General features: G+C 68.1%; 13 protein-coding genes and 1 tRNA gene. 1 reads left to right on the top strand and 13 read right to left on the bottom strand.

Annotated elements, in window-relative coordinates; translation table 11 throughout:
* The 3 genes from ACW7GZ_RS10765 to ACW7GZ_RS10755 form a co-directional block, all read right to left on the bottom strand.
* Positions 1 to 5,567 (bottom strand): beta strand repeat-containing protein (locus ACW7GZ_RS10765; protein WP_457009141.1); only part of this gene is annotated, 5,567 nt, incomplete at its 3' end.
* A gap of 766 nt (positions 5,568 to 6,333) precedes the next feature.
* Positions 6,334 to 7,083, bottom strand: a complete 750-nt coding sequence (locus ACW7GZ_RS10760; protein WP_457005122.1) for a response regulator transcription factor — start codon at positions 7,081 to 7,083, stop codon at positions 6,334 to 6,336.
* Positions 7,084 to 7,135: 52 nt separating this feature from the next.
* Positions 7,136 to 7,211 (bottom strand) — tRNA-Lys (locus ACW7GZ_RS10755).
* 93 nt (positions 7,212 to 7,304) lie between these two features.
* Between ACW7GZ_RS10755 and ACW7GZ_RS10750 the strand changes: the two genes are divergently transcribed.
* Entirely contained in the window at positions 7,305 to 7,769 is a 465-nt protein-coding gene (locus ACW7GZ_RS10750) for a group III truncated hemoglobin (RefSeq protein WP_457005124.1), read from the top strand.
* Here ACW7GZ_RS10750 and queC read toward each other — a convergent pair.
* The 10 genes from queC to ruvB all read right to left on the bottom strand — a co-directional run bounded on the left by queC (position 7,757) and on the right by ruvB (position 15,868).
* A complete protein-coding gene (gene queC / locus ACW7GZ_RS10745) occupies positions 7,757 to 8,425 on the bottom strand; it encodes a 7-cyano-7-deazaguanine synthase QueC (protein ID WP_457005126.1) in 669 nt (222 codons plus the stop codon). The genes ACW7GZ_RS10750 and queC overlap by 13 nt on opposite strands.
* Before the next feature lie 67 nt (positions 8,426 to 8,492).
* Positions 8,493 to 9,179 (bottom strand): 7-carboxy-7-deazaguanine synthase QueE, encoded by a 687-nt coding sequence (gene queE / locus ACW7GZ_RS10740; protein ID WP_457009139.1) that lies wholly within the window; start codon positions 9,177 to 9,179, stop codon positions 8,493 to 8,495.
* A gap of 61 nt (positions 9,180 to 9,240) precedes the next feature.
* Positions 9,241 to 10,077: a tol-pal system protein YbgF gene (ybgF, locus tag ACW7GZ_RS10735; RefSeq protein ID WP_457009137.1), complete on the bottom strand. Its 837-nt coding sequence runs from the start codon at positions 10,075 to 10,077 to the stop codon at positions 9,241 to 9,243.
* A gap of 92 nt (positions 10,078 to 10,169) precedes the next feature.
* The gene (gene pal, locus ACW7GZ_RS10730; protein ID WP_457005132.1) at positions 10,170 to 10,682 is read right to left on the bottom strand and encodes a peptidoglycan-associated lipoprotein Pal; all 513 of its coding nucleotides are present in this window, start codon (positions 10,680 to 10,682) and stop codon (positions 10,170 to 10,172) included.
* Positions 10,683 to 10,743: 61 nt separating this feature from the next.
* Positions 10,744 to 12,084, bottom strand: coding sequence for a Tol-Pal system beta propeller repeat protein TolB (gene tolB / locus ACW7GZ_RS10725; RefSeq protein ID WP_457005134.1), 1,341 nt, complete (start codon positions 12,082 to 12,084; stop codon positions 10,744 to 10,746).
* Positions 12,085 to 12,163: 79 nt separating this feature from the next.
* Entirely contained in the window at positions 12,164 to 13,135 is a 972-nt protein-coding gene (locus ACW7GZ_RS10720; protein WP_457005136.1) for a cell envelope integrity protein TolA, read from the bottom strand.
* The gene (tolR, locus tag ACW7GZ_RS10715) at positions 13,135 to 13,575 is read right to left on the bottom strand and encodes a protein TolR (protein ID WP_343279152.1); all 441 of its coding nucleotides are present in this window, start codon (positions 13,573 to 13,575) and stop codon (positions 13,135 to 13,137) included. Before tolR ends, ACW7GZ_RS10720 begins: the two co-directional genes overlap by 1 nt.
* A 3-nt stretch (positions 13,576 to 13,578) precedes the next feature.
* A complete protein-coding gene (gene tolQ / locus ACW7GZ_RS10710) occupies positions 13,579 to 14,385 on the bottom strand; it encodes a protein TolQ (protein ID WP_457005138.1) in 807 nt (268 codons plus the stop codon).
* A complete protein-coding gene (gene ybgC / locus ACW7GZ_RS10705) occupies positions 14,382 to 14,804 on the bottom strand; it encodes a tol-pal system-associated acyl-CoA thioesterase (RefSeq protein WP_457005426.1) in 423 nt (140 codons plus the stop codon). Before ybgC ends, tolQ begins: the two co-directional genes overlap by 4 nt.
* Before the next feature lie 41 nt (positions 14,805 to 14,845).
* On the bottom strand, positions 14,846 to 15,868 hold the full coding sequence (ruvB, locus tag ACW7GZ_RS10700; RefSeq protein ID WP_457005140.1) for a Holliday junction branch migration DNA helicase RuvB: 1,023 nt from the start codon (positions 15,866 to 15,868) through the stop codon (positions 14,846 to 14,848).
* Between the last annotated feature and the right edge of the window lie 70 nt (positions 15,869 to 15,938).

The raw sequence follows: 15,938 nt of genomic DNA, 5'->3' as shown, positions 1-15,938 counted from the left end.
TCGACCGGGCTCGGCGGTGTCGTCACCGGCGGCGGGGTCGGGTTCGACGGCGTCGACGGCGGCGTGCCATCAGCAGTTGCGCTGTTGTGCACGTTGCCGGCATTCACGTCGGCGGCAGTCACGACGTACGTCGCCGTCGCGGTGACGCTCTCGCCCACCAGCAGGACGCCTTCGGCGCCCGGCCAGGCATAACTGATCGCGCTCAGGCCCACCAACGCGTCGGTCACGGACACGTTGGTCAGCGTCACGTCACCGGTGTTCACCACCAGGAACTGGTAGCTGATCGTGTCGCCTTCGGTGTACGGGCCCGTCGAGGTGACGGACTTCGTCAACTCCAGGCTCGGATCCTGCGTGATCGGGGTGTCCTCCTCATCCGGAGGACTGTCGATCGGCGGCGGGTTCGGGTTCGACGGCGTCGACGGCGGCGTGCCGCCCGCGATCGCGCTGTTGTGCACGTTGCCAGCATTTACATCCGCAGCCGTGACCGTGTAAGTCGCCGTCGCAGTCACGCTCTGACCAGCGTCCAGCACACCATCGGCACCCGGCCACGCGTAAGTGATCGCGCTCAGGCCCGGCAGCGGATCGGTGACCGACACGCCGGTCAGCGTCACGTCACCCGTATTCGTCACCACGAACTGGTAGGTGATCGTGTCGCCTTCGGTGTACGGACCCGTTGAAGTCACCGACTTGGAGAATTCGAGGCCCGGCTCCTGGGCAATCGGGGTGTCCTCTTCGTCCGGAGGGCTGTCGACCGGTGGCGGGTTCGGATTCGACGGCGTCGACGGCGGCGTGCCGCCCGCGATCGCGCTGTTGTGCACGTTGCCGGCGTTCACATCGGCCGCGGTCACGACGTAGGTCGCCGTCGCCGTCACGCTCTGACCAGCGTCCAACACACCGGCGGCACCCGGCCACGCGTAAGTGATCGCGCTCAGACCCGGCAGCGGGTCGGTGACCGACACGTTGGTCAGCGTCACGTCGCCGGTGTTCGTCACGACGAACTGATAGCTGATCGTGTCGCCTTCCGCGTACGGACCCGTCGAGGTGACGGACTTCGTCAGCTCCAGGCTCGGATCCTGGGTGATCGGGGTGTCTTCCTCGTCCGGCGGGCTGTCGACCGGCGGCGGGTTGGGGTTCGACGGCGTCGACGGCGGCGTGCCACCCGCGATCGCGCTGTTATGCACGTTGCCTGCGTTGACGTCCGCGGCGGTCACGACATAGGTCGCCGTTGCGGTCACGCTCTGACCAGCGTCCAACACGCCGGCGACACCCGGCCACGCGTAGGTGATCGCGCTCAGACCCGGCAGCGGGTCGGTGACCGACACATTGGTCAGCGTCACGTCGCCGGTGTTCGTCACGACGAACTGATAGATGATCGTGTCGTCTTCGGTGTACGGACCGGCAGACGTCACCGACTTGATGAGTTCGAGGCCCGGCTCCTGGGTAATCGGGGTGTCCTCTTCGTCCGGCGGGCTGTCGACCGGCGGCGGGTTGGGGTTCGACGGCGTCGACGGCGGCGTGCCACCCGCGATCGCGCTGTTATGCACGTTGCCTGCGTTCACGTCCGCGGCGGTCACGACATAGGTCGCCGTTGCGGTCACGCTCTGACCAGCGTCCAGCACACCGGCAGCACCCGGCCACGCGTAAGTGATCGCGCTCAGACCCGGCAACGGGTCGGTGACCGAGACGTTGGTCAGGGTCACGTCGCCGGTGTTCGTCACGACGAACTGATAGCTGATCGTGTCGCCTTCGGTGTACGGACCGGCAGACGTCACCGACTTCACCAGCGACAGGCTCGGGTCCTGCGCGATCGGCGTATCGACCGGGCTCGGCGGCGTCGTCACCGGCGGCGGGGTCGGGTTCGTCGGCGTCGACGGCGGGGTCCCGTCGGCAGTCGCGCTGTTGTGCACGCTGCCGGCGTTGACGTCGGCCGCGGTCACGACATAGGTCGCGGTCGCGGTCGCACTCTGGCCAGCGTCCAGCACACCATCGGCGCCCGGCCAGGCATAGCTGATCGTGCCCAGGCCCGGCAGTTCATCGGTCACCGAAACGCCGGTCAGCGTCACGTCACCGGTGTTCTCAACCAGGAACTGGTAGCTGATCGTGTCGCCTACGGTGTACGGACCCGTCGAAGTCACGGACTTCACCAGCGACAGGCTCGGGTCCTGCGCGATCGGCGTATCGACCGGGCTCGGCGGCGTCGTCACCGGCGGCGGGGTCGGGTTCGTCGGCGTGGACGGCGGCGTGCCATCGGCAGTCGCGCTGTTGTGCACGTTGCCGGCATTCACGTCGGCCGCGGTCACGACATAGGTCGCGGTCGCGGTCGCGCTCTGGCCAGCATCCAGCACACCATCGGCGCCCGGCCACGCGTAAGTGATCGCGCTCAGGCCCGGCAGCGGGTCGGTGACCGACACGTTGGTCAGCGTCACGTCACCGGTGTTCGTCACGACGAACTGGTAGGTGATCGTGTCGCCTTCGGCATATGGACCGGCGGATGCCGCCGACTTCACCAGCGACAGGCCCGGCTCCTGCGTAATCGGGGTGTCCTCCTCATCCGGAGGACTGTCGATCGGCGGCGGGTTCGGGTTCGACGGCGTCGACGGCGGCGTGCCGCCCGCGATCGCGCTGTTATGCACGTTGCCGGAGTTCACGTCCGCGGCAGTCACGACATAGGTCGCGGTCGCGGTCACGCTCTGACCAACGTCCAACACACCGGCGGCACCCGGCCACGCGTAAGTGATCGCGCTCAGACCCGGCAGCGGGTCGGTGACCGATACGCCTGTCAGCGTCACGTCGCCGGTGTTCGTCACCACGAACTGGTAGGTGATCGTGTCGCCTTCGGTGTACGGACCCGTCGAAGTCACCGACTTCGTGACTTCCAGGCTCGGATCCTGCGTGATCGGGGTGTCTTCCTCGTCCGGCGGGCTGTCGACCGGCGGCGGGTTCGGGTTCGACGGCGTCGACGGCGGCGTACCGCCTGCGATCGCGCTGTTGTGCACGTTGCCGGTGTTCACGTCGGCCGCGGTCACGACATAGGTCGCGGTCGCAGTCACGCTCTGACCAGCGTCCAGCACACCGTCGGCACCTGGCCACGCGTAAGTGATCGCGCTCAGACCCGGCAGCGGGTCGGTGACCGACACGCCGGTCAGCGTCACGTTGCCGGTGTTCGTCACCACGAACTGATAGGTGATGACGTCGCCTTCCGTATACGGACCCGCCGAGGTCACCGACTTCGCCACTTCCAGGCCGGCATCCTGCGCCAGCGGAGTGGTTTCGGTGTCATCGTCCGTCACCGGATCCGGCGCCGGGCCGCCCGGAGGCGTCGGCGGCTGGCCGCTCGCGGTCGCGGTGTTCTCCACCTGGCCGGCGTCCACGTCGCCCGGCCGCACGGTGTACACGTTGTCCGTGCAGGTCAGGGTCTGCGTCGCACCCGGCGCCAGGGTCGCGATCACCGGGCAGTCCAGCGCGGGCAGCAGCGGGTCGCTCACCGACACGTTGGTCAGCGCCACGTTGCCCGTGTTCTCCACCGAGAACACATAGGTGATCGTGCTCTCGTCGGCCGAGAGCGTGCCGGTCTTCGTCAGCTCGAGCGAAGGCCGGTGCACGGGATGTTCGGTCGTACAGTCAACGCAGACCGGATCGGGGCCACCACCACCTTCGCCCGTCACGCTGTTACCGACGGTGTTGCCGGCATCCGCATCGACAGTCGCGACATAGGTGACGCTGTGCGAACCGACCGCGGCACCCGCAGGCAGGGTGAACACATGGATCGGCGCGTTGGCGCCGTTGTGGCTGAAGCCGCCCGGGCTGCTCACGCTGTCGAAGGTCAGGCCGGCGCCCAGCGTATCGCTCAGCACCACGGCGCTGGTGGTCGGTGCGTTGGCAACGGTGACGGTCAAGGTGTAGGACACCTGGGCGCCCGGCAGGACCGGGACGCCGCTGGCCGGGTCCGCGCTCTTTGCGACCGTCACCGACGGCGCGATTGGCAGGATCTCGCTGCAGCTGTTGCCCGCGGCCGCGCAGTCCACGCCGTCGACGGCCACCTGGTTCACGATCTCCGTGACCCCGTCCGCCAGCGGATCGTCCACCCTGACGACGAAGTCCAGGATCACCGAACTGCCCGGATTGATGGTCAGCTCTGCGGTATTGCTGCAGCTGTTGAGGTAGCAGGTGAAGTCATTGCCGGCCGCGACGACCTCGGTGTTGGCCGGGATGCCCTCGACCACCGCGCCCACCGGCACGATCGCCGTCTCGGTGTTGCTGATGTTGGTGACTTCAATCTGGTACGTGACGACGTCGCCAGGGGAGACCGCGACGCCGGAGGCCGCGGGCTGGCCATTGATCTGCGAAACGGTCTTGGCGACCGTCAGGTCGAACTGGGCCGGGCGGTTGGTGATCTCGCAGTCGATGTTGTCGCCGGGCTGTCCCGAATCGATGACGATCTGCGGCGGATTGGCCGGGTTATAGGCCTGGTCGATCAGGATGGGACCGCCCACGACCTGACACGTCACCCAGCGGCTGTACTGGCCGAGCACCGAGCTCGAGCCGGGTGCCATCACCTCTTCGAGTACCAGCCGGTTGCCCGGCATCGCCATGGCGCTGATCCAGGGCGATGTGGTCGTGGCGGCGGTCGTGGTGCCGGTGGCGACCTCGGTACCGACCGCGTTGCTGATCCGGTAGGCGAACTGGTCCTGCGGCGCAATCCGGCCTTCCGGCAGCATCTTGCGCAGGCGCACGCTGCCCCAGCGCACGCCAATCGCGAAGCCCTGTCCCGCATTCGAGTGGATCTGCGCCATCACCGTGAACGGTGCCGGCGAGTTCGGATCGCGATTCGCGGCCAGCACGACCGTGTTGGCATTGCCGTTACTTGTGCCGGTGAAACGCGCGCAATCGACGTAAGTGGACAGGCAGGCGGAGCTGGCCGGTGGCGTTGATCGCGAAACGTTGTTGCTCGCACTGTCGCCGAGCCATTCCATCACCACCCACGGCTGCCCACCCGAAACAACGCCGAAATCCATGTGTTCGGGATTGCTGTTCAGACGCTCGGCGTCGGCCATGATGATCTGGAACGGCAGATCGTTGATTTCCCGCCCGTCAGGCGCGAACAGACGTACGTCCTCCAAGGTCAGCACGACGCCATTGCCGCGCCCGTTCTCCGGCGTGTTCAAAGCCGCCGCGTTCGGCGTCAGGATCGTGTAATAGCCGGACGTGCCGCTGAAGTGCGAGCCGGTCCAGGCCGGTGCCTGCAGGACCCGCAGCCCGGGGTTGGCGTGCGTACCACCCGTTATCCGTGCGGTATACGTGATTCGCGAGCCATCCGGCAGGGCAACGTCGTAATCCCTGCTGGTTCCCGGCGTGCCTCCCGCGAGGTCCTGGTTGACACTGCCGAACTGGAACCAGCAGATTTCGGCGACGTGTGCGCCGCTGGAGTTCGGGTTGGCCAGGCGGCAGTCGGACTGGATGGCCTGCGCATGGACGACGCCGGGCAGCAACAAGGCCAGCAGCATTCCCATGAACACCATGGCCCACGCGCGCGCCAGCGCACCACTCTTCGAACGATCGAAATTCACGCGTAGATCCCCTGCAGATTCATTTTTCCGGCACGTCGGCCGCACTCATTCCCGGAGGCGGTGCCGGGCTGGTCGACATCGACCGGCAAGCCCGCGCTGACCACCCCACTCGCTCCAAAATTCGTTGAGCCCTGGGCACTTCAAACCCCAACCCGGCAAGCAGAAACCGTGCCAAGCGTCACATATTTGCCAGCGCTGCTCACAACAAGACCGGTACGCAACTCACAGCATCGGCGCGCAAGCCCATCAAAACCGCATTCATATTAGCCAAATGCTGACTCGTCGCGTCACTCAACGCCTGCCTGTGGCCTATTCCGCCCCGATGTCGCGTCCGCTCTTGCGCCACCTCGGCCCGCGAGCGGCCGGCCTTCACGGTTTTTTTCGCGCAGCTTCAAGGCCCGCGCGTACGGCGCACCAGCCCAAGCGGCTGTGCGGAAATGAGGCGGAAATCAGGCGGAAATCAGGCGGAAGGTTACATGCCGCTAAAGTGTGATTCACGCACGATTTATTACGAACTCTCACCGCGCGTGAAGTTTGGCCCTGGAGTACCGGCTGCCGTGCACCGGGGGCCGCGACGCCGCTGTCGTCGTCACCCACGCAAGGGAAGGAAGTGCTCGGCGACCTGGCACCCCTGCTCCGCCAGGCGCCGGTGCGGAGATCACGCTGCACATGGAGCTTCCGCCGAGCCCGTGCCCGATCACCTTCGACCGCGCACAGCTCGGTCAGGCCATCCTCAACCTGGCCACCCCGGCGCCGACGCCGCGTCCTACCAGGCCAGCATGTAGCCCACGCCGCGCACCGTCTTCAGTGGCAGCCGGGTGCCGGTTTCCTGCAGGCACTTTTGCCGCAGCCGATGGACCAGCATTTCAAGCCGGTGCGGATCGAACTGGTGCACGTCCTCCACCAGGCCGCCGATCAGGGTCTCGCGCCGAACCGGCACCCCCTGCGAGGCGACCAGCAGCGAAACCACCTGCCTTTCGGCCAGGTTGAGCACCACCGCCGAACCGCAGGGCGCGACGATGTTCCAGCCCTGCGCACCCAAGCGCCATCCGTCTTCGTTTTCGTTTTCGTCTTCGGCAACTGCACCGGCACCGTCCGCCATCAGGCCACGGGCTGCCGGTACATCCCGGCCCGGACCACGCGGACGGGTCCTCTGCGCCACGTTGCGCAGCGTCGCGACGAGTTCCTGCAGCTCCACCGGCTTGCCCAGGTAGGCATCCACTCCCGCCTCCAGCCCGCGCATGCGGTCGGCCGGGGAAACCCGTCCGCTCAGGATGACGATGCCCACCCCGGGCAGCGTGTCCCGCAGATGGCGGGCGATCTCCACCCCGCTGCCGTCCGGCAGGCCCACGTCGAGAAGCACCAGGTCGAAGCGCTCGGACAGAAGCGTCCGGTACAGCGCAAGCGCGCTGCCGAAGCCGACGGGAGTGAATCCGGAGTGCTTCAGCAGCGGAAGCAGGATCGCATCGCGGTATTCGGGATCGTCCTCAACCACTGCGATCGTCAGTGGTTCCATGGGCGCCACCTCGCATCCGGTGTCTTGCAGGCACCGCGCCGCATGACGTGACTGGTGGGCCGTGATGGATTCGAACCATCGACCAGCGGATTAAAAGTCCGATGCTCTACCGACTGAGCTAACGGCCCGGAGAGGAGCGGATTATGTCATGCCGTCCCCGTGGCCGCAGCGCCTGATCCCGGTCAATGCGCGGTGCAGGCGCGGCGGCCGATACTGTCGGCATGTCTTCCGACGCCGCGCATATCCCCGACCCCGACGGCATCGCCCGCCTTGTGCACGCGTTCTACGCGCGTGCGCGCACCGACTGGCTGCTCGGCCCGGTATTCGATGCGGCGGTGGATGACTGGGACGAGCACCTCGACACCCTGGTCCGCTTCTGGTGCTCGGTGCTGCTGCGCGCGGGTACGTACCGCGGCAATCCGATGGCCGCGCACCGCCCGTTGGGCGTGGACGACCAGCATTTCGCACGCTGGCTGGCGCTGTGGGACGCAACCGCGCGCGAGGTGCTTCCGAAGGCGCAGGCCCGGCACGTCTTCGAAACCGCCCAACGCATCGGCCGCTCGCTGCGCATCGGACTGGAGATCGATCCGCTGCGCCGGCTGCGACGCGCCAGCGATGAACCCGCCTGCCTCCATCGCCGCAGCGGCGACAACGGCGACGCGGACCCGGACCCTCAGTCCAGGTAACGCGTGGTGTCCGTGGCCCCGGCGGCCGCGAAGCCCTCGGCCCGCAGCACGCAGGCATCGCAATGCCCGCAGGCGCGGCCGTCGTCGTCGGCGCGATAGCACGACACCGTCTGCGAGAAATCCACGCCCAGGCGCAGCCCTTCGCGCACGATGTCGCCCTTGGACAGATGCTGAAGCGGCGCATGCACGCGGATACCGGCCCCATCCACGCCGGCCTGCGTCGCGAGGTTGGCCAGGCGCTCGAACGCGTCGATAAACTCCGGCCGGCAGTCGGGATACCCGGAATAGTCGACCGCGTTGACGCCGCAGAAGATGTCCGCCGCGCCCACCACTTCGGCCCAGCCCAGCGCGATCGACAGCATGATGGTGTTGCGGGCCGGCACGTAGGTGACCGGAATGCCGGCACTGCCAGCCTCGGGCACCTCGATATCGGCGGTCAGGGCCGAGCCGCCTATCGCGCGCAGGTCGACGCTGACCACCTTGTGCGCGACGGCGCCCTGGGACGCTGCCAGGGCGACAGCGGCTTCGAGCTCGGAGGTGTGGCGCTGGCCATAGGCCACGCTCAGCGCATGCACCGCGAAACCCTGTTCGCGGGCCAGGGCGAGGACGACGGCGGAATCCATGCCCCCGGAGACCAGTACGACTGCGTTGTTCAAGATGCGGACTCCGATGATCCGGTGATGCGACCCCGGGGCGATGCGTGCTGGCGCCTTGGCACGGACTTCACCGCCCGGGCTCGTCGTTCCAGAGGATCTTGTGCAGCTGCATCTGGAAGCGCACCGGCAGGCGGTCGGCAACGATCCAGTCGGCGAGCTGGCGCGCATCGACCTCGGACTTGCTCGGCGAGAACAGCACGTCGCAGCGCCGGTCCAGTGCATGGCGCGCCATCGCTTCCCGGGCCCACTCGTAGTCGGCGCGGCTGCAGATGACGAACTTGACCTGGTCATGCGGCGTCAGCAGGTCGACGTTCGACCAGAGGTTGCGTGCATCCTCGCCGGAGCCGGGCGTCTTGATGTCGAGCACGCGGGACACGCGGGGATCGACTTCGCCGATGTCCAGCGCGCCCGAGGTCTCCAGCGACACGACGTACCCGGCATCGCACAGCCGCCGCAGCAGGCCGATGCAGCGCTTCTGCGCGAGGGGCTCGCCCCCCGTCACGCAGACATGGCGCACGCCGTGGGCGGCGACCTCGGCGAGGATGGCATCGACGTCATGCCATTGGCCGCCGTGGAACGCGTAGGCGGTGTCGCAGTAGGTGCAGCGCAGCGGGCAACCGGTCAGGCGCACGAATACCGTGGGCCAACCAGCGTCGCGCGCCTCGCCCTGCAGCGACAGGAAAATCTCGGTGATGCGGAGCCGGTCCGGTGCCGCGACGCTGGTCGCGCCGGTCTCGGCGATAGGGGTATTCATGGCTTTCATTGTAACGCCCAGGCCGGCGCCGGCCTGGCGTCCGGCGCAGCGCTACGCGGGTTCAGCGCAGGCTGTTGAGCTGGATAGAGCGCAGCCTGTCGTCGGCGGTGCGGGCCGCGTCGGTGCCCGGGTACTGCTCGGTGACGCGGGCCAGGGTGGCCTCCGCGGCAACCAGGTCCCGCTGTCCGTACTGCGACAGGCCGATCTTCAGCAGCGAGCCAGGCGCCTTGTCGTGGGTCGGCCAGCGCTGGAGGATGCCCTCGAACTGCGCCTGCGCGCGCGCATAGTCCTGGGTCACGTAGTAACTCTCGCCCAGCCAATACGTGGCGTTGGGCGCGTACGAGCCCGTCGGGTACAGGCGCAGGAACTCGTTGAACAGGTTCGCCGACTGTTCGTAGTCGCCTGCCCGCAGCGCGGCGAAGGCGGTTTCGTAGGCGCCGCGCTCGTCGGCGGCATTGGCCAGCAGGCCGGCGTCGCCGAACACGATCGGGGCGCTCTCTGCGGGCGCGCGCGCAGCGGCCGCACCCGACGCACCGGATGCGCTTGCGGCCGGGATGGCCGCGGCTGGCGCAGCGGCGCCGGCGTCCGTGGGCGCCCCGCCTTCGATCCGGCTCAAACGGTCGTCCACGTCGAGGTACTGGTTGCGCATCGCGGTCTCGAGCGCCTGGTTCTGCTGCTGCAGCTCCTCGACCTGCCCACGCAGCGCACGCAGTTCGTTGCGCATCGCGGTGAGCTGGTTGAGAAGGTCGATGTTGCCCTGGTTGTTGGCGGCCTGCGATTCGAGCGCGGCCACGCGTTCACCCAGGCTGGCGCGCTGCGCGGCGGCGGGTGGCGCCACGAGTACCGCCGACACGGCGGCAACGAGGGCGAAGCTGGTCAGGAAATGGCTGCGGGTCATGGCCTTCGCATCTGATGTTCGGAGTTCATAAAGACAATCGGCAGCTGGCGGGGTTCCCGCCAGCTGCCGACGTGTTGCTGCCGTGCCGCCGATCAACGGGCGGTGTAGGTGATCTCCACCCGACGGTTCTGCGCCCAGCAATCCTCGCTCGAGGCGGTGCAGGTCGGGCGCTCTTCGCCGTAGCTGGTCACCGTCTGCTGGCCGTCGGACCCACCGTTGGCCTGCAGCGCGGACGACACACCGTTGCCGCGGCGCTCGCCGAGGCCAAGGTTGTAGTCACGGCTGCCGCGCTCGTCGGCATGGCCTTCAAGCGTGATGCGGGCCGAAGGACGGTCGCGCAGGTACTTCGCATGGCAGGCCATTGCCGCCTGGAATTCCGGACGCACCGACTCCTGGTCGAAATCGAAGTAGATGGTGCGCTGGCGCAGGCAGGCGTCGGTGTCCAGGTCCTCGGGACCGTAGGCACCCGGCGTGGTGGCCGGCTGAGTGGTGGTGGGGGTGGTCGGGGTGGTGTCGACCGGCACTTCTTCCTTGACCTTCTTGGAGCAGGCAACGGCAGCCGTGCAGAGCAGGGCCGTGAGCAGAACGCGGGTTGTGGTCTTCATCTCTCGTCGATCCTTCAGATGGGCAGTACTTCACATTGCTGTATCGGCCGTGCACGCGATGTCAGCGTTCGCGGTACGGTCCCCACGCCGGCTCGCGGACGTTACCGTCGGCAAGTACCAGCCGCTGGCGGACGCGTCCGTCGGCGGAAACGGCATACAGGACTCCCCTGCTGCCTTCCCTGCCCGCGTACAGCACCATGCTGGCGTTCGGGGCGAAGCTCGGCGATTCGTCGAGCGACCCTGGCGACAGCGTGGACCAGCGGGGCGTGCCTAGGCTGCGGTCCAGCAATGCAATACGGTATACGTTTCCTGAACCCTGCGCCACGGCGATCTTTTTATCGTCGAACGAGACCGTCGGGCTGGCGTTGTAATTGCCCTGGAACGTCGCCCGGGTCGCGCTGCCGCCGGTGGCCGGAACCTGGTAGACCTGCGGCCTTCCGCCACGGTCGGAGGTGAAGTAGATGCTGCGCCCGTCGGCGCTCCAGGTGGGCTCGGTATCGATGCCGATCTGGGTGGTCAACTGGGTCAGGGCCTTGCTGCCGAGATCCATCACGTAGATTTCCGGGCTGCCGCTGCGCGACAGGGTCAGCGCCAGTTTGCCGCCATCAGGCGAGAACGCCGGCGAACTGTTGATGCCGCGGAAGCTCGCCACCCGCTCGCGGGCACCGGTACCCAGGTCCTGGATGTAGATCGCCGAATTGTTGTTGTGTTCGAAGGAGACGTAGGCCAGCTTGCGGCCGTCGGGGCTCCAGTCGGGCGACATCAGCGGCTCGGTCGAGCGCACCACCACCTGCGGGCTGTGGCCGTCGGCGTCGGCGACCATCAGCGCGTAGTTGATGTTCTCGCCGGTGCCGGTGGAGGTCACGTAGGCGATGCGCGTCCAGAAAGCGCCGCGCACGCCCAGGATCTTCTCGTAGATGGCGTCGGCGATCTGGTGGCCGACATCGCGCATGGCGTTGGCGCGGCCGGTCATGGCCACGCCGAGCAGGCGCTCCTGCTTGGCGACATCGAACAGCTCGTATTCAACCCGGTAGGCGCCGCCGCCGGCATCGACCACGCGGCCGACCACGAGGAAGTCCTGCTTGAGCGTGCGCCAGGTGGCGTAGTCGACTTCGCCGCCGCGGGTCGGCCGGTCGACCATGTCCTGCTCGGGGAGGCCGCGGAACTGGCCGGAGCGCGCCAGGTCCTCGCGCACCACGCGCGCGACGTCGGTGTCCGGAGCCGCACCGGCGCCGAGGTAGGGCATCGGCACCACCGCGATCGGAAGCGCCTGGGCGTTGCCGCCGACGATGTCGATCTCGAGGCCGCCCTGCTGCGCGAAGGCGGCGAACGGCAGGAGGAGTGCAAGGCAGGCGACAAACCACGCACGCGTGGTGGCCGGCCGGCGATGGGATCGGGTCATGTAACAGGCTCCGGAAAGGACTGCGGGAGAGAGGGTGACAGCATGGCCGTGAAGGCGCTCACAAGGATGAACGGCGGGCTCAGCGATCCCGGGCTTCGAAGTTCAGGTTGAGGGTGCGGTTGAACACGCTTTCAAAACCGGCGTAAGGCAAGGGCTGCGCCTTGAGCACCGCGGCCTCGACCGATCGGCGGCCCAGGTCGTCGAAGGGGCAGGACGGCGAAACCTCGGCCCTGACGACCGTGCCGCCGCGTACCTGGGTGATCGTGATCCGGCACCGCTGTCCAAGTGGCACGTTGTCCGGCCGCGTCCAGTTGCTGAGGATCGCCTCCATGATCGCGGCCTGGTACTGCGCCTGCAGGCCGGCATCCACGCCTTCGTTGCCTGGCGGCGGGGTGCCGGCCGACGAGGCCTGTTCCGAGGCCTGGTCCGCCCTGCTCTGCGCGATCCGCTCGAGCCTGCTCCGGGCTTCGCGCTGTTCACGCTGCGCCTGCTCCTGCTCGCGCCGGATCTCGGCCAGCTTCTCCTGTGCCAGCCGACGCTTTTGCTCGGCCTCTTCCTTGCGCTTGCGCTCGGTCAGGTCGATCTGCTCCTGGCGACGCTTTTCCTCCGCTTCGCGCTCCGCGGTTTCGCGCGCGATCGCATCGCGGCGCACTTCCTCCTGGTCCACGGGCGAAGGCTCCGGCACCTGGACCTGCGGCGTTGGCTGCTGCTCGATCGGCGCGTCTTCCGGCAGCGGCACCGGGATCGGCTGCGGCTCGGGCGCGGCATCTTCGACCACCACCGGCTCCGGCTCAGGCACCGGCTCACGCTCCGGCGGCAACGGCTCCGGCTCCGGCGGCGCCGGCTCGGGGCGGTTGCGCAGGGTCTGCTGCATCGCCGCCGACAGGTCGCCGACATCGATCAGCTCGGCGCTGATCGGTGAACCGGCGGCCGACGGCGGTGCCGCCTCCCGCGTCCACCACAGACCCGCGAACATCAGCGCGAACAGGGCGGCGTGGAGCAGCACGGCCAGCACCACCGCGCGCGTGGTATCGGCGCGTTCCTCCCGCATCAGGGTGCGCCGCCCTGCCTGGGATCGCTCATCAGGCCGACGCGCTCCACGCCCGCGTTCTGCAGCAGCGCCATCGCGTCCATCACGTTCTGGTAGCTGCCGGCGCCGTCGGCGGCGACGAACACCGCAACGTCGGCGTTGTTTGCCACCAGCGCGCGCACCTTGGCGCTGAGCGTGGTCGGGTCCACGGCCTCGTTGCTGCCGGCTTCAACGGCAAGGAAATAGTTGCCGCCCGCATCCACGCTCACCACCACCGGATCCTTCTGCTCGGTGATCGACTTGGCATTGGATTCGGGCAGCTGCACGTCAACGCCCAGGTTCATCAGCGGCGCGGTGACCATGAAGATGATCAACAGCACCAGCATCACGTCGATGTAGGGCACGACGTTGATTTCGTTCTTGAGCTGGCGGCGCTTGCCGCGGCGGGACCGGACGGCCATGGATCAGTCCTCGCCGGCCGAGGACTGGCGCTCCAGGATCGAGGAAAACTCCTCGGAGAACGCGTCGTAGCGGCCGGCGACGCGCTCGACCTTGGTGGCGAAGCGGTTGTAGGCCCAGACCGCCGGGATCGCCGCGAACAGGCCCATGGCGGTCGCGATCAGCGCCTCGGAGATGCCGGGGGCGACGCTTGCGATGGTCGCTTCCTTGACGTTCACCAGCCCCTGGAACGCGATCATGATTCCCCAGACCGTGCCCAGCAGGCCGACGTAGGGCGCGATCGAGCCGACGTTGGCAAGGAACTCCAGGTTGTGCTCAAGCCCGTCGAGCTCGCGCGAGCTGGCCACGCGCATGCCGCGCTGCGCACCTTCCAGCTTGGCCCGGCTGTCGCCACCGCGGCGCTGGCCGCTGCGGCTGTACTCGCGGAAGCCGGCTTCGAAGATCGCCTCCAGGCCCTCGACCTCGCGGTTGCGCTCGCTGGCGGCGCTGTAGAGCTTGCCGAGGTCGGCACCGGACCAGAAACGCTCCTCGAAGCGGTCGGCCTCCTTCTCGGCGCGGTCGATCAGGCGCTTCTTGCGGAAAATGATCACCCACGAGGCGATCGAGGCGAACAGCAATACCAGCATGACCAGCTGCACCGGCAGCGACGCGTGCAGGATCAGGTGCAGCAGGTCCAGCTCGCCCCCGGTGGTCGGCACGGCTGCGGCCTGGGTGGCGGCGTCCGCGGCAAGCGCGGCGCTGTCCGCCGGCACGTCTTCCGGCAGGGGTTCGACGCTGCTCACCTGCATCAGGATGGCCGTTGCACTCATCAATCTTGCTCCGCGTTGGATTCGAGGGATTTGAACTGTTCGTACAGCTGGTCAGGCAGCGCCCGCGGCCGGAAGCTGCGCGCATCGATCGCCGCGACCCGCACCCGCGCCGACGCCAGCCGCTCGCCGTCGCGCCGCACCTCCTGTGCGAACTCCACGCTGGCCCGGCGCACCCGCGCCAGCGCCACGGTGACCTCGAGCGCGTCGTCCAGGCGTGCAGGCCAACGGAAGTCGAGCTCCATGTCACGCACCGCGAACACCAGGTCCCGGCCATCGATCATGGCCTGCTGCCCGTAGCCCAGGCTGCGCATCCATTCGCTGCGCGCGCGCTCCAGGAACGCCACGTACCGCGCGTGGTAGACCACGCCACCGGCATCGGTATCTTCCCAGTAGACGCGGGTCGGAAGGCTGAACAGAGGCATTACGGCGGTACTCACGGCAGGGGGATCGCGGGCGGCGTCGCTCAAAACAGGGTCTCGGCGCCCGGGCCCGGCGGCTGCAGGCCGAGGTGGCGCCAGGCCTTGTGGGTCGCCATCCGGCCGCGGGCGGTGCGCACCAGGAAACCCTGTTGGATCAGGTAGGGTTCGATCACGTCCTCGAGCGTGCCGCGCTCTTCGCTCAGCGCCGCCGCCAGCGACTCGACGCCCACCGGGCCACCGTCGAAGTTCTCGATGATCAGGTTGAGCAACCGGCGGTCGAGGTTGTCGAAGCCCTCGGGATCGACCTTGAGCATCTCCATCGCCGCATCCGCGACCTCCTTGTCGATGTGGCCGGCGGCGCGGACCTGGGCGTAATCGCGCACCCGGCGCAGCAGGCGGTTGGCGATCCGAGGCGTGCCGCGCGAACGCCGCGCGATTTCGTCGGCGCCCTCGGGCGCGCAGTCGATGCCGAGGATCTGCGCCGAACGGCGCACGATCCGGGTCAACTCGGCGGCGCTGTAGAACTCCAGCCGCTGGACGATGCCGAAGCGGTCGCGCAGCGGCGCGGTCAGCAGGCCCGCGCGGGTGGTGGCGCCGATCAGGGTGAACGGCGGCAGGTCGAGCTTGATCGAGCGCGCCGCCGGGCCCTCGCCGATCATGATGTCGATCTGGAAGTCCTCCATCGCCGGGTACAGCACCTCCTCGACCACGGGCGACAGGCGGTGGATCTCGTCGATGAACAGCACGTCGTGCGGCTGCAGGTTGGTCAGGAGCGCGGCCAGGTCGCCGGCCTTCTCGATCACCGGGCCCGAGGTCGACCGCATGCTGACCCCGAGTTCGTTGGCGATCACGTGGCTGAGGGTGGTCTTGCCCAGGCCCGGCGGGCCGAAGATCAGCACGTGGTCCATGGCCTCGCCGCGGCGCTTGGCGGCCTCGATATAGATCGACATCTGCTCGCGCACCGGCTGCTGGCCGAGGTAGTCGGCAAGCCGCTGCGGCCTGATCGAGGCCTCGATGGCAGCGTCTTCCCGCGTGGCGTCGGGGGCGATGATGCGCTCTTCAGTCATGCGCCCATGTTCGCACGCTGCACCCCGGCGGGGCATCTGTGGAGCGGTCCGCGGGAGCTGCACCTGGGGA

Source organism: Luteimonas sp. A537 (assembly GCF_054052065.1).
This window is presented reverse-complemented; position numbering and strand designations above follow the sequence as displayed.